The following is a 14,595-nucleotide window of genomic DNA, read 5'->3' on the forward strand; positions in this document are numbered from 1 at the left end:
ACACGCATCTCCTGCCGTAGGGCCGCACAGTCGCAGTTGACCATGCCTGACACTGTGGTTAGCCTAACCTAATGTTCCCTGATCGGGAGGTGGCCCCTCCAGGACTCCGCCGGGGCGGTGAGCGGGGTTGACCGGCGCGCCGGCCCGCCGCCCGCTGTCCGCCGCCCAGCAGGCCCTGTGGTTCGCCCAGCAACTCGATCCCGACAACCCCGTCTACAACTGCGCCCACTACGTCGACCTGCGCGGACCGCTCGACCTCGACCGGCTCGTCGCCGCCGTCCGGGCGGTGACCGCCGGGACCGACGTACTCAACCTGACGTTCGGCACCGACGGCCACGAGGTGTGGCAGGCCCACCGGCCCGCCGAGCCGGAACCCACGGTCGTGGACCTGCGCGACCGGCCCGACCCGGAGAAGCACGCGGCCGACCTGATGCGAACCGACGCCGCCCGGCCAGTCGCCCTGACCGGCGACGACCTGGCCCGGCAGATGCTGCTGCGGCTCGGCCCCGAGCACACCGTCTGGTACCTGCGCGCCCACCACATCCTGCTGGACGGCTTCGGCTTCTCGATGCTCGTCGAGCAAGTGGCCGCCGGCTACGCCGCCCTCGGTCGCGGCGAATCCGCCGACCCGCATTTCGCCGGCCTGGCCGACCTGCTCGCCGAGGAGACCGCGTACGACGGCTCGGAGCGGGCCGCGACCGACCGCCGCTACTGGCTCGACCGGCTCGCCGGACTACCGGACGCCGTCTCGCTCACCGATCACGCCGCTCCGACCGGTCACCACTACCTGCGTCTCGACGGCGAACTCGGCGAGCGGGGCAGCGAACGGCTGCACGGACTCGCCGAGGCGTGCCAGGTCACCTGGGCCGAACTCGTCTTCGCCGCCACCGCCACCTACCTGCACCGGATGACCGGTGCCCGCGACCTCGTGCTCGGCGTACCCGTCACCGGCCGGCTCGGCTCGGTCGCCGCCCGGGTGCCGGCCACCGTCGTCAACGTGCTGCCGCTGCGGCTCGCCGTACCGGCCGGGTCGACGCTGCGCGACCTGGCCGCCCGGGTCCGCGCCGAGCTGCGTGCCGGCCGCCGGCACCAGCGCTACCGGTACGAGCGGCTGCAACGCGACCTCGGCATGGTCGGCACCGGCCGCCGCCTGTTCGGCCCACAGGTCAACATCAAACCCTTCGGCCAGGACGTCGCGTTCGGCGCCTGCGCCGGCCGGGTCCACTACCTCGCGACCGGCCCGACCGACGACTTCGAGGTCACCGCCAGCCTCGCCCCGGACACCGGCCGGCTGCGGCTCACCGTTGACGCCAACCCGAAGACATACTCCGCCGACCGGGTTGCCGCCCACCGGGACCGGCTCGCCCATCTGCTGGAGATCCTCGGCGACCTCGACCCGGACACACCGCTCGACACGATCCCGGTGCTGACCCCGACCGAAGGCCACCGGGTGTTGCGCGGCTGGAACGACACCGGGCACCCGGTTCCGGCCGGGACGCTCACCGACCTGCTCGACCACGCCGCGACCGGGCATCCCGACGCCGTGGCCGTGGCCGCCGACGCAGGGGTTCCCGACGCGGGCGGGACGCTGACATACACCGAACTGCACCGGCAAGCGAACCGGCTGGCGCACTGGTTGATCCTGCGCGGCGCCGGGCCGGGCACCCTGGTCGCGGTGGCCCTGCCCCGCAGCGCCGACCTGGTCGTGGCGCTGCTGGCGGTGCTGAAGTCCGGGGCAGGCTACCTGCCGCTCGACCTGTCGTACCCGGCCGACCGGCTGGCGTTCATGCTCGACGACGCCCGACCGACCTGCCTGCTGACCCTGTCCACCATGGACAGCCCGGCATCCGGGGACGCCGGGCCGGGCCGAATCGAACTCGACCGGCCGGAGACGGCCGCGCTACTGGCCAGCCTGCCGGACACCGCCCCCGGCGACACCGACCGGCGGCGGACACTGCGCGCCGGCGACACCGCGTACGCGATCTACACCTCAGGGTCAACCGGCCGCCCCAAGGGCGTACTGGTGCCGCACCGGGGCATCGTCAACCGGCTCGCCTGGATGCAGCACGAGTACCGGCTAACCGGCGACGACCGGGTGCTGCAGAAGACGCCGTACGGTTTCGACGTGTCGGTCTGGGAGTTCTTCTGGCCTCTGACGACCGGGGCGACGCTGGTGGTGGCCCGTCCTGACGGGCACCGCGACCCGGCGTACCTGGCCGACCTGATCCGCCGCGAGCGGGTCACCACCGTCCACTTCGTACCGTCGATGTTGCGGGTCTTCCTCACTGAACCCGGCGCGACGGCGTGCGGTGCGACGCTGCGCCGGGTGGTCTGCAGTGGCGAGGAACTGCCCGCGGACCTGGCCCGCGAGTTCCACCGCACCGTCGGCGTACCGTTGCACAACCTGTACGGCCCCACCGAGGCGTCGGTCGACGTCACCCACCACCCGGTCCGCGCCGACGACCCGCCCGGCCCGGTCCCGATCGGCCGCCCGGTCTGGAACACCAGGATGTACGTCCTCGACGCCGCCCTGCGGCCGGTGCCGGCCGGGGTCGCGGGTGAGTTGTTCATCGCCGGCACGCAGGTGGCGACCGGCTACCTCGACCGGCCGGCGCTGACCGCGGGCCGGTTCGTCGCCGACCCGTGGGGTGGACCGGGTGACCGGATGTACCGGACCGGGGACCTGGCCCGGTGGCGCGACGACGGGGTGCTGGAGTTCCTCGGCCGCACCGACCACCAGGTGAAGATCCGTGGGTTCCGGGTCGAACCCGGCGAGATCGAGGCGGTGCTGACCAGCCATCCGGCGGTCGCCGGCAGCGCCGTGGTGCCGTGGCCGGGCCGACCGGACCGGCTGTGTGCGTACGTCGTAACGGCGGGCGGGTCCGGCGGAGAGCCGGCCGGCGACAGACTGGCGGCCGCCTTGCGGTCGCACCTGGCGGCGGCACTACCCGACCACATGGTGCCGGCCGCATTCGTGACGCTGCCGGACCTGCCGCTGACGACCAGCGGCAAGCTCGACCGGCGAGCCCTGCCCGCACCCGAGAGCGGGCCGGCCGGGACAGCACCCCGGAGCCCGCGCGAGGAACTGCTGTGCGGACTGGTCGCCGAGACCCTCGAGATGCCCCGGGTCGGCGTCGACGACAACTTCTTCGACCTCGGTGGACACTCGCTGCTCGCGGCGACGCTGGCCGCCCGGATCCGCGACGTGCTCGGGGTGACACTGCCGCTCGGCGCCGTCTTCGCCGCCCCGACCGTCGCCCGCCTCGCCACCCGGATCTACGGCACGGCTGCCACGGGCGCCCCCGTCACGGGGGACGCGCTCGACGTCCTGCTCGCGCTACGGCACCGCGACGAGGGGCCGGCACTGTTCTGCGTACACCCGGCCGGCGGCCTCAGCTGGTGCTACACCGGGCTGCTGCGACACCTGCCCGCCGAGGTCGCCGTCTACGGGTTGCAGGCCCGCGGGCTGACCGACCCCGCCAGCCGGCCGGCGTCGATCGACGAGATGGCCGACGACTACGTACGGCAGATCCGGGCGGTTCGGCCGCACGGAGCGTACCGGCTGCTGGGCTGGTCGGTCGGCGGGGTGATCGCGCACGCGGTCGCCGTACGGCTGCGCGACGCGGGCGAACCGGTCGACCTGCTCGTGCTCCTCGACGCGTACCCGGGCGACCAGTGGCGGGACCTACCCACCCCGGACGAGTCCGACGCGCTACGGGCTCTGCTGCACATGGCCGGCCAGGACGAGTCCGTCGTGGCCGGGGAACTGTCGACGGAGGCGGTGCTCGCGGCGCTACGCCGCGACGGCAACGCGCTTGCCGGACTCGGTGCGGACACCCTCTCCGCCATCGTCACCGTCGTGGTCGACAACGCCCGGCTGATGCGCGAACACCGGCACCGGCGCTACGACGGGGACGCGCTGTTCTTCACCGCCGCCCGGCCCCGGCCGGAGCACTGGCTGGACCGGGCCGGCTGGGCGCCGTACCTGCGAAGGGTCACCAACCACGACCTGGACTGCCTGCACCCGCAGATGATGCGCCCAGATGCGCTGGCGGTGATCGGCGACCTACTCGCCCGCCGCCTGGCAGCCCGGCCTGACTGAGCCGGCCGCGCGCCGCCAACCGGGCCTGCCGGGCGGCTGGGAGCGACATCGGAACCAGCGTCCGCGTCTCTGTCCACCTCTCAGTATGTGCGGTGTGTGCCGGCAGGAGCCCATCGGTTGGCAATGCGTGGCCGAGAGCGTCCGGACTCGCGTGGTGCCCGCGCCAGCCTCCATCGCCGTCGCGGTACGGAGCCGCCTCGCCCGCCGGTGGTCGTACCGGCCCGCCGATCTACCCGGCGCTGTCCGGTGCGCGTCCCGTCGCGCGTGCGGTGGGTGTGCTCGCCCGCCAGTGGCGGCTGGTGGGCTGGCGGGTGTGAAGTGTCGCCGCCGCAGTGCTCGCCGCCGGCATGACGCTGGCCGGCTGGGTGTCGGCCTCGGTGGAGCCGGCGCTCGTGGTAGCCGTTCCGCTGGTGGCGGCGGTTGCGGTGGCCGGCGTGTGCGGGGTGACGAGCCGCCGGACGAGCTGATCCGGGCCACACCGACTTCGGTACGGACGGTCCTGCTCGCCCGGTTGACCCTGGTGCTGGGGGCCGGCGTGCGCGTGGTCGACAGCTACGACGCCGAACGCCGCCCCATCGCCCAGGCAACCGCCGACGAAAGCCACCGGCGCCTGGTCGAGGCCGTCACCGCCACCGCACCGGCGCCCCGCCCCAGTCCCACCCCAGCGAGGGCCTCGTCCTCGGGTATTTGACGGGTTCGTCGGTGCCGGGTGGCCATTCGGCGATCAGCCAGCAGTCGGGCTGGGTGCCGGCGTCGGCGCGGGGGATGTCGCGGTTGGCGGGGCGGACGCGTAGGCGTAGGCGTAGAAAGTGGGGGCGCAGCGCGGCGTGCGGGTTAGTCGGTGTAGCGGTGGGCGGGGACGGTGGCGTCCGGCATAGCGGTCGCCGACGAGGAGCAATCCCTCCGGGCGTAGCAGGTGTACCCGCCAACACGGTGGCCCTGAGCGGCATGCCGACCTCGTCGGACCGACTGTCCCGGGCTCCTTGGAGCCGACCCGCGTCGGACACCGCACTGCTGGGCGCGACCACGGTGGTCAACCCGGACACGGCGTTCTCGGCACTGACGGCGCTCCGGTCCGGGTCAATGGCGCAGCCACCCGACATACCCGCGGCATGATCGCCACCGTCTTGGGGCGACGACGCTGACCGTCGTCGCCCGTTGCTCGTCGCACGTGGAGATGCGGCATCGGAACCGGCGTTCAGCGTCGACCAGACCCGCCGCCGCGATCGGGTCTTGCCCAGCAGCGTGCCGCCGACCCTCCAGGCCGAACCGCGTCGAACTCGCAGGTCTCGTTGAGCGGCAGATCCCGGCCGTTGGTGGATCACGTTCCGGATACGGACTCTTGCCCATGCCACACCTCCTCCGATAACTTGCGTGTCATAAGTTCACGAGGCAGCGCCAACAGTCCCAGCAAACGGCAGTCGTTTCGGGGATGTTGCGGGACGCAAGTTGAGGAGAGTGCGGTGACGTTCTCGATCGTGGCCGTCGACCCGGCGACCGGTGAGATCGGCGCGGCCGTGCAGTCTCACTTCTTCGCCGTCGGTCGCCGCTGCCTCACCGTCCTGCCCGGGAGCGGCGCGGTCGCGTCGCAGGCGTTCGGGGACGCCGGCCACGGACCGCTCGTTCTCGACGCGCTCTCGAACCCCGGCGCCGTCCCCGCAGTCGTCCTGCGGCGGCTGATGGCCGGTGACGAGAACCGCGAGCTGCGGCAGGTCATGGTTATCGACCCAAGCGGCGAGGCAGCCGCCCATACCGGCGCTGGATGCATTCCGTACGCCGGTCACCGGATAGGTGCCGGCGTGGCCGCGGCGGGCAACACACTCTCCGGCCCTCACTGGCAGGACATGGTCGACGCGTACCGGGACAGCCCCGGCCCGATCGAACAGCGCCTGCTCGCCGCCCTCTCCGCCGCACAAACGGCCGGCGGCGACCTGCGCGGCATGATGTCCGCCGCGCTCAAGGTCGTGGGTCCGGAACGGACCAGGTGGCCGCAGCCGGGCACCCGCATGGACCTGCGCGTCGACCATCACCCGGCGCCGATCGAGGAGCTCGCCCGCCTGGTGACGCTCTCGGCGGCGCATGCCAGGCTTACCGCCGGTGTCCTCTCCCCCGGCCGGATCGTCGGCACCGGGGCGGCTCCGATCGACGACACCAACGCACCGGGGATCCTCGACGGCCTGGCGGAGGCGCAGCACGTCTTCGGCGACGACCCGGAACCCACCTTCTGGCGCGGTGTCGTGGCGGCGCGTGTCGGGCGCGACGCGCTCGCGGCCTCCTGTTTCGCTCGGGCCATCGCGCTGCATCCGTCGTACGAACAGCTCGCCGGCGCGCTCGAACGCGCTGGCCGGCTCCGGCTTCCCCCGGGTGGACTCCGCGCGCTCCTGGCGGCCCACCCGGACGTCCCGCCCCCAACGACCGTCCAGCCTGGTCGGAACGGACAGATGGAGACCCCCAGCACATGAGACGAAAGCAATTCGCGCCGCTCGTGGCAGCCGCGCTCACCGGCCTCGTCGCACTCACCGGATGCCAGGGCGGGTCGCAAGGCGACTCCGGCGGCCGGTCGCACAGTTTCATCATCGGTGCCGGCGAGGTGGACGGGCTCGACCCCGTCCAGACCAAGACGATGACCGCCCAGATGGTCGTGGCGAACCTGTACGCCAACCTGATTGAACAGAAGATGGTCCCGGTAGCGGACGGCTACCTGGATGGCACGGACGAGTACGTCAACGGCATCGTCGAGAACTACGAGACCTCCGCCGACGGCACGGTGCTCACTTTCACGCTGGCCGACGGGCTGACCTTCGCCGACGGCTCGCCACTCACCGCCGACGACGTTGTCTACACCATGCGGCGAACGCTCTCGGAAGCCTCCTACGTCAGCGGCTCCAGCACGGTCTTCATGCACATCAGTGACGCCGAGAAGCAGATCATGGCGGTCGACCCGTCGACCGTCCGGGTCACGCTCGACTCACCGGCGCCGGCCGTCGACGCATTCCTCGCTCTGAGCACCTTCGGCATCCTGAGCTCGGAGAAGGGCTCGGCGAACGCGGGCGCGAACGGCGCCGCCACCGAGTTCTTCGTCAAGAACGCCACACCGTCCGGCCCGTTCACGCTCGAGTCGTGGAACGTCGGCGAGAGCGTCAAGCTCGTCAAGAACCCCAAGTACGTGCACGCGGGCGACGTCTACCCGGAACAGCTCACCATTCTCAACATGGCCGACGAGGACCAGCGCTACCTCGCGTTGAGGAACGGCGACATCGACGTGGCCCTCGACCTGTCGCCTCGGCTGGTGAAGGAGGCGTCCTCGCAGGCCGGGCTGACCGTGCACAGCATGCCCAGCAACACGCTCTACTACCTGGGCATGAACCCCAAGGTGGCACCCTTCGACAACAAGCTCGTCCGCCAGGCGGTGGCCGCCGCCGTCCCGTACGAGTTGCTGATGCGGGAGGTCGTGCTCGGCCAGGCAAACCCGGCGTACGGCGTGGTACCGCACAACATGACGACCAGTACCGCGCCGTCGGAGAAGGCCACACAGTACGAGACGAACGCCGAGCGCGCCAAGCAGCTTCTCGCGCAGGCGGGGGTGCGTGACCTGACCGTCGACCTCTCGATCTCCTCGGCCGACCCGATCTCGGTGGACTCGGCCGTCCACATCCAGTCGGCGCTCGCGCAGGCCGGCATCAAGGTCCAGATCAAGCAGCTGGCCGACGCCGACTTCGAGACCCGGAGCAAGGCTCAGGAGCTCGGGTTCTTCGTCGCGAACTGGGCCTCGTGGGTGCAGGATCCGTTCTTCCAGATGCGTGCCCTGCTGCTGACGGACCGGGCGACCAACCGGACCGGCTTCGCTAACGCCCAGTTCGACAAGCTCGTCCTGGACGGCATCGCCGAGGGCGACCGCGCCACACGCGACCAACTGTCGGCCGAGGCACAGCGGATCGTGATCGACGAGGCATCGTTCGTCGGCCTGTTCACCAAGAACATGTCCGTTGTGACACGGTCCGATGTAGAGGGCGTCACGCTCACCGACGACCTGCTGCCCCGTCTGAAGTACCTGTCCCGTAAATGACGTCCTGATTCGCCGGGCTGGCTGAAGAGGGCCGGCCCGGCGACCGGGCAAGCCGTGGAGCGCAACCTCTTGACCAGGTATCTCCTGCGACGCCTGCTGTCGAGCGCGATCACCATCGCGGTCATGGCGGTGCTCGTGTTCTTCGCATCCCGGGTGCTGCCCGGCGACCCCGCAGTCATCCGTGCCGGCAACGACGCCACGCCGGAGCTGATCGCGAGGATCCGCGCCGAGCACGGTCTGGACCTTCCGCTGTACGAGCAGTTCTTCCACTACGTCGGCGGCCTGCTGCACGGGGATCTGGGCACGTCGGTGCGGACGGGCAACCCCGTCTCCGCGGACCTGCTGACATTCCTTCCCGCCACCTTGGAGCTGAGCCTGCTGGCGTTCGTCGTCGCCGTGCTGATCGGCGTCACCGTCGGCACGGTCGCCGCCGCCAGGGCAGGGCAGTGGCCGGACGCGGTGGCACGTGGCTTCACTGCGGTGGGGGGCTCTATGCCCAGCTTCTGGCTCGCACTCATGGCCATCTTCGTCCTCGTCTACTCCCTGGGCCTCTTCCCGAGCCCGGTGGGACGGTTGCCACTCGGCACGAGCGCGCCGCCGCGCCACACCGGCTTCCTGACCATCGACGCGCTCATCGCCGGCGACGGTGCCCTGGCAACGTCGGCGCTCGCCCAGCTCGCGCTGCCGGCGCTCCTGCTGGGGATGCTCAGCTCGATCGCGCTCGCCCGGATCACTCGTACGGCGATGATCGACGCGCTCAGCGCCAGCCACACGCGGGCCGCGCGCGGACTGAACCTGGGGCGCCGGCACATCCTGCTGCAGGAGGGCTTCCGCAACGCGCTGCCGACGATCATCACATCGATGGGCTTCGTCGCCGGGCACCTCATCGCCGGCAACATCATCGTCGAGCAGATCTTCTCGTGGCCCGGAATCGGGCGGTACCTGAGCACGGCGATCTCGCAGAGCGACCTCGACGTCGTGCAGGGCTTCGTGATCGTCGTCGGTGTCAGCTACGTGCTCATCAACCTCGTCGTCGACCTTCTGTACGTCGTCTCGGACCCGCGCATCGACCTGAGGAGGGCAGGATGACGACCGCCAGGATGCTCGCCTCGGCTCGCCCACGCCGGCTGGCCCGGCTGTGTGGCCGCGGGGACCTCGGACTGCGGCTCGGGCTGCTGCTGCTGGCCGTCCTCGTGTTGATCGGCCTGGTCGGCCCGCTGCTGCTGCCCGACCCGAACGCGACGGCGGCCGGTCAGTCGCTGTTGCCACCGGGCCCGGACCATCTCTTCGGCACCGACCGGTACGGCCGCGACCTGCTCGCCCGTACGGTCGCCGCGATCCGCCTCGACCTTGTGCTCGGTATCGGAGTGGCCGTCGCCGCGATGCTGCTCGGCTCGCTGCTGGGCGCTGTTGCCGGCTACCTCGGTGGCATCGTCGACGAAGTGGTCATGCGGTTCACCGACGCGCTGCTGGCCTTTCCCGGTTTCGTGCTCGCCCTCATGGTCGTCGCCTTCACCGGCAACAGCCTGGTGTTCATGGCGGTCGGCGTCACCATCGGATCGATGCCCCACTTCATCCGGCTGTCCCGGGCCCGAGCACTGTCCGAACGGGAACTCGACTACATCCCTGCCAGCAAGCTGGCCGGCAGCGGAAGCGGCGGCATCATCTTCGGGCACATCATGCCCAACACGATCGGGGCGCCGCTCATCCAGACCACCGTCACCGCCGGATGGGCGATCCTGGACATCGCGGCCCTGTCGTTCCTCGGCGTCGGCGTCCAGCCACCCACCGCCGAGTGGGGCACGATGATCTCGGAGGGTTACAGCGAGATCCTCACCGGCAAGTGGTGGCCCGCGTTCTTCCCCGGCCTGTTCATGCTCATCGCCGTGCTGGCCTTCCAGCTGATTGGTGACGGGCTTTCGAAATGGAAGAACTCATGAGCCTTCTCGCGGTTGACGACCTCGATCTCCGGATCGCCCGGTCCGGGCAGACGCTGCTGCGCGATGTCACCGTCTCCATCGAGCGCGGTTCCATCGTCGGCCTGGTCGGCGAGTCCGGGTCCGGAAAGTCGATGTTCTCGCTGGCCCTCATGGGACTTCTGCCCGACGGCGTCGAGGTTTCCGCCGGGACGGCGGAGGTGGCGGGTCGCCCCATCTTCCGCGGTGCGTCACGCTCCTACGACACCGCCGTACGGGACCGGATCGCGCTTGTGTCCCAGAACCCGCGGGCCGCCCTGAACCCGACCATGCGGATCGGCAAACAGATGGTACGCGTGCTGCGGCAACGCCGACGGATGGGGAAAATCCAGGCGCGGGACGAGGCCCGGGAGCTGCTGCGCAAGGTGGGCATATCCGATCCGCTGCGGGTCGAGCGCGCCTACCCGCACCAGCTCTCCGGAGGGATGTGCCAGCGGGTCGTCATCGCGATGGCGCTCTCCGTCCAGGCACCCGTGCTGATCGCCGACGAACCCACGACCGGTCTCGACGTCACCATCCAGGCGCAGATCCTTCTGCTGCTCAAGGAGCTGATGGCCGACGGCGACCGGGCGGTTCTCATGGTCACCCACGACCTCGCCGTCGTGAGCAGCATGTGCGACCAGGTGATCATCCTCTACGGCGGTCAGGTGATGGAGGTGGGCCCGACGCAGGACATCTTTCACGACCCCGTGCACCCCTACACCCGCTTCCTGCTCGAGAGCCTCGAAGACCACGTCCCGAGCGCCGACGACATCGGTGACCGGGTGACGGAGTCCTCGGTGGACTTTTCGCTTGCCGGCTGCCGCTTCGCGAAGCGGTGCCCGTTCAGCACGGACCTGTGCCACCGCGAGCCGCCGCTCGCACGCCGGAGCGGGACTCGGACCGTCAACTGCCACCACCGGGGTGTCTCGTGAGCCCACTGCTTCAGGTCGATGACCTCGTCATCACCTACATGAACGGCCGGCGCCGCGTCCCCGCCGTACGCGGCGTGAGCTTCGCCGCCGAGCCCGGGGAGACGATCGCCCTGGTCGGGGAGTCCGGATGCGGGAAGTCGTCGACCGCCCGAGCGGTCGCCGGGCTCGAGGCGCCCACCACCGGACGCGTGCGCATGGCCGGGCATGACGTCGGCGCCATCGCACGCGACCCCAAGCTGCGTCACCTCGTGCAGATGGTGTTCCAGCACTCCGACCAGTCGCTCGACCAGATGTGGACGGTCGAGCGCATCGTGGCCGAGCCACTGGCCCGAATGCACCGTATGAGGCGCGGTGCCGCCCGGGACCGGGTCGTTCCCGCGCTCGCCGAGGTCGGGCTCGGTGACGAGTACCTGACCCGGCGGCCGCGCGACCTCTCCGGTGGGCAGGCGCAACGCGTGGCCATCGCCCGCGCCCTGATCACCCGCCCCCAACTCGTCGTGCTCGACGAGCCCACCGCGAGCCTGGACCAGTCGGTGCGGTCAAGAGTGCTTGCGCTGCTGCAGCGTCTGCAAAACGAACGGAAGATGACCTACGTCTTCATCTCCCACGACCTGGCCAGCGTGCGTCGAATCGCCCACCGGGTCGCCGTGATGTACCTGGGGCGCATCGTCGAGGTAGGACCCACCGCCGAGATCTTCCGCAATCCGATGCACCCGTACACCAGGGGCCTGCTCGAGTCCGAACCGCGGGTGACGCCCAACGAACCGTGGGAGATCACCCCGATGCGGGGCGAGACGCCCAGCCCTTCGGCCATCCCCACGGGGTGCGCCTTCCAAGGGCGGTGCCCACTCGCCGGCCCGCAGTGCGCGGCCGTCGATCCCCGTCTCGTCGAGGTCGCCGGTGGCCGGCTGCTGGCCTGCGTGAAGAAGGACTGACACGTGCCCACACTGTCCCGGCCCCGGCCGGCACGCCTTTTGTCAGCCGCGGCGCGCCGTCTGCCGCAGATACTCGACGACCTGAAGCTACTGGTCGAGTGCGAGTCCCCGTCTGCGGTTCCGGCCGCGCTCCACGAGTGCGCCGACCACCTGGAGGGCCTCGTCCTGACACGCGTTGGTCGCCGGGCCGAGTCGCGAGGCGAGGCACTGCCGCACCTGCGGTGGCGGTGGGGTGGCTCGCCCAACCGCGTCCTGATGCTCACCCACTTCGACACGGTCTGGCCCGTGGGCACGCTCGTGGACTTTCCCTTCTCCGACGAGGACGGCCTGGTCCGCGGACCCGGGAGCTTCGACATGAAGGCAGGGATCGTCATCGCGGTGCATGCGCTGGCGGTGCTCCGGGAGGTGGCCGGCGATCGCGCGCTCGACGGGATCTGCCTGCTCTCCACCGCCGACGAGGAACTCGGGTCCGGCGGGTCGCGGGCGCTGATCGAGACGGAGGCAGACGGCTGCCGGGCCGCGCTCGTCTTCGAGGGTGCCGGCGCGGACGGCGCGCTGAAGACCGCCCGCAAGGGCACCGCACACTACGTGCTCCGCGTGCACGGCAAGGCGTCCCATGCCGGCCTGGAACCGGAACGAGGCGTGAACTCGGCGCTGGACGCCTCCCGCCTGACCATCGCCGCGGCACGGCTGTCCGACCCGGCCCGGGGAACCACCGTGACACCGACCCTCGTCACGGCGGGCACGTCCAGGAACACCGTTCCCGACCTCGCCGAGATTTCTCTCGACGTGCGGGCGGCCGACCCCGACGAACAGCAGCGTGTCGACAACGCGCTACGGCGGCTGGTGGCAGAGCCGTCCCCCATCGGGTGCGGCATCGAGCTCGTCGGCGGACCGAACCGCCCCCCGATGACGGCGCGGACGTCCGCGGCACTCTACGAGACCGCGCGGCGGGTGAACCGCTCGCTCGACCTGCCCGAGCTCAAGCAGGTCTCGGTCGGCGGTGGCTCGGACGGCAACCTCACCGCGGCGCTGGGCATCCCCACGCTGGACGGGCTCGGCGCGGTCGGTGGCGGCGCGCACACCCGCGAGGAGCGGGTCCTCGCCGACCGCTTCGTCGACCGCGTCGCCCTTGCCGCCGCGCTCCTCGCCGAACTGCTCGACGCGCCCATGACAGGAGACGACCGTGGCTGAGCCGCTGGACCCGTTCGCCCCGGCGACGGAGGTCGCCCGCCGCATCCGGGAGCGCGAGGTGACGCCGTTGGAGGTGGCACGGTTCTACCGCGACCGCGTGGACCGGCTCAACGACCGTCTCAACGCGATCGTCTGGCTGGACGAGGCGTTCCTCGACCGCGCCGAGCGCGCGACCAGGGAGCTGGCGGACCGCCGCGACCTCCCGGCGTTCTTCGGCGTGCCGATCGCGGTCAAGGACGTCCAGAACGTCGCGGGACAGCCGAACACGAAGTCGTCCCTGGCCGTCTCGGCTGCGCCGCAGGTGCGCGGCGACATCTTCGTCGAGCGGCTGCTCGCCGCCGGCTTCACGCCGATCGGCCGGACCGCCTCGTCCGAGTTGGCGGCGACGCCGACGACCGAGAGCATCAAGCACGGCGTCACCCGCAACCCGTGGCACCCGGAGGTGAGCCCGGCCGGGTCGAGCGGCGGGTCGGCGGCGGTGATCGCCGCGGGCATGGTGCCGGCGGCGACCGCTACGGACGGCGCCGGCTCGATCCGCCTTCCCGCGTCCGCCTGCGGACTCGTCGGCCTCAAACCCACCCGCGGGCTGCTCCCGCAGCGGACACCGAACTGGGAGGGCTCATCCGTCGACGGCGTACTGACCCGGACCGTCGCCGACACCGCCGCGATCCTGGACGTCGTCGCCGCTCCCGACCCGTATGCGTGGACGGTGACCGCGACCCCGCCGCCGGACTACCAGCGGGCCCTCCACGACGATCCGCCGCCGCTGCGCATCGCCGTACTCCTGCAGGCGCCCGGCGACATCGAAGTGGACGACGAGTGCGTGGCGGCGACCCGCGAGGTCGCCGACCGGCTCGCCCGGGACGGGCACGAGATCGTCGAGGTGGCGCCGACGATCGCGCAGAGCCAGGCGATCGACCTCTACCGCCGCTTCGTCGGCCCGGCCGGCAGCCACCTGCTCGACTACGACCTCAGCCAGCCGATGCAGCCGGGCGTACGCGCACGCCTGCGCCACGTCGAGGACATGTCGGTACGGGACTACGTGCGCGCCGTGGCCGAGCTGAAACGGCTGACCCGCGACCTGGTGCGCCCCTGGGTCGAGGACTTCGCCGTCCTGGTGACGCCGACGAGCGCGGTCCGCACCCCGCCGCACGGCGTGGTCACCCACGAACACAACAACCCCGACCAGGGGCAACCGACGCTCAAGGCGGTCGGGGCATTCACCGGATGGGTCAACGTCGCCGGGCTGCCTGCGATTTCGTTGCCGACCCACACCGACTCGCGTGACGCCCCGCTCGGCGTCCAACTCGTCGGCGGCCCGTTCTCCGAGGCTTCACTTCTGAGAATCGGCCGGCGGCTCGAACGGCAGTACCGCTGGCCCGACCGCCGCCCGGCCGGGACCTGAAGG

10 protein-coding genes are annotated in these 14,595 nt (G+C 71.2%); all 10 read left to right on the forward strand.

Annotated features, from left to right (window positions below; all coding sequences use genetic code 11):
• The first annotated feature begins 127 nt into the window (after nucleotides 1-127).
• Complete coding sequence (locus AB0M79_RS28095; RefSeq protein ID WP_364219064.1) at nucleotides 128-4,102, forward strand: amino acid adenylation domain-containing protein; 3,975 nt, start codon at nucleotides 128-130, stop codon at nucleotides 4,100-4,102.
• 436 nt (nucleotides 4,103-4,538) lie between these two features.
• On the forward strand, nucleotides 4,539-4,793 hold the full coding sequence (locus tag AB0M79_RS28100; protein ID WP_364219067.1) for a hypothetical protein: 255 nt from the start codon (nucleotides 4,539-4,541) through the stop codon (nucleotides 4,791-4,793).
• 772 nt (nucleotides 4,794-5,565) lie between these two features.
• Nucleotides 5,566-6,564, forward strand: a complete 999-nt coding sequence (locus AB0M79_RS28105; protein WP_364219070.1) for a DUF1028 domain-containing protein — start codon at nucleotides 5,566-5,568, stop codon at nucleotides 6,562-6,564.
• Entirely contained in the window at nucleotides 6,561-8,168 is a 1,608-nt protein-coding gene (locus AB0M79_RS28110) for an ABC transporter substrate-binding protein (RefSeq protein ID WP_364219073.1), read from the forward strand. The genes AB0M79_RS28105 and AB0M79_RS28110 overlap by 4 nt, the downstream gene beginning before the upstream one ends.
• Nucleotides 8,169-8,222: 54 nt before the next feature.
• A complete protein-coding gene (locus tag AB0M79_RS28115; RefSeq protein WP_364219076.1) occupies nucleotides 8,223-9,257 on the forward strand; it encodes an ABC transporter permease in 1,035 nt (344 codons plus the stop codon).
• Nucleotides 9,254-10,108, forward strand: a complete 855-nt coding sequence (locus tag AB0M79_RS28120; protein ID WP_364219079.1) for an ABC transporter permease — start codon at nucleotides 9,254-9,256, stop codon at nucleotides 10,106-10,108. The genes AB0M79_RS28115 and AB0M79_RS28120 overlap by 4 nt, the downstream gene beginning before the upstream one ends.
• A complete protein-coding gene (locus tag AB0M79_RS28125) occupies nucleotides 10,105-11,058 on the forward strand; it encodes an ABC transporter ATP-binding protein (protein ID WP_364219082.1) in 954 nt (317 codons plus the stop codon). The genes AB0M79_RS28120 and AB0M79_RS28125 overlap by 4 nt, the downstream gene beginning before the upstream one ends.
• Nucleotides 11,055-11,993, forward strand: a complete 939-nt coding sequence (locus AB0M79_RS28130; protein WP_364219085.1) for an ABC transporter ATP-binding protein — start codon at nucleotides 11,055-11,057, stop codon at nucleotides 11,991-11,993. The genes AB0M79_RS28125 and AB0M79_RS28130 overlap by 4 nt, the downstream gene beginning before the upstream one ends.
• 3 nt (nucleotides 11,994-11,996) lie before the next feature.
• Nucleotides 11,997-13,187, forward strand: coding sequence for a M20 family metallopeptidase (locus AB0M79_RS28135; RefSeq protein ID WP_364219088.1), 1,191 nt, complete (start codon nucleotides 11,997-11,999; stop codon nucleotides 13,185-13,187).
• Nucleotides 13,180-14,592: an amidase gene (locus AB0M79_RS28140; protein ID WP_364219091.1), complete on the forward strand. Its 1,413-nt coding sequence runs from the start codon at nucleotides 13,180-13,182 to the stop codon at nucleotides 14,590-14,592. Before AB0M79_RS28135 ends, AB0M79_RS28140 begins: the two co-directional genes overlap by 8 nt.
• Nucleotides 14,593-14,595 lie beyond the last annotated feature (3 nt).

This window comes from Polymorphospora sp. NPDC051019 (genome assembly GCF_040683055.1).
Lineage (GTDB): Bacteria > Actinomycetota > Actinomycetes > Mycobacteriales > Micromonosporaceae > Polymorphospora > Polymorphospora lycopeni.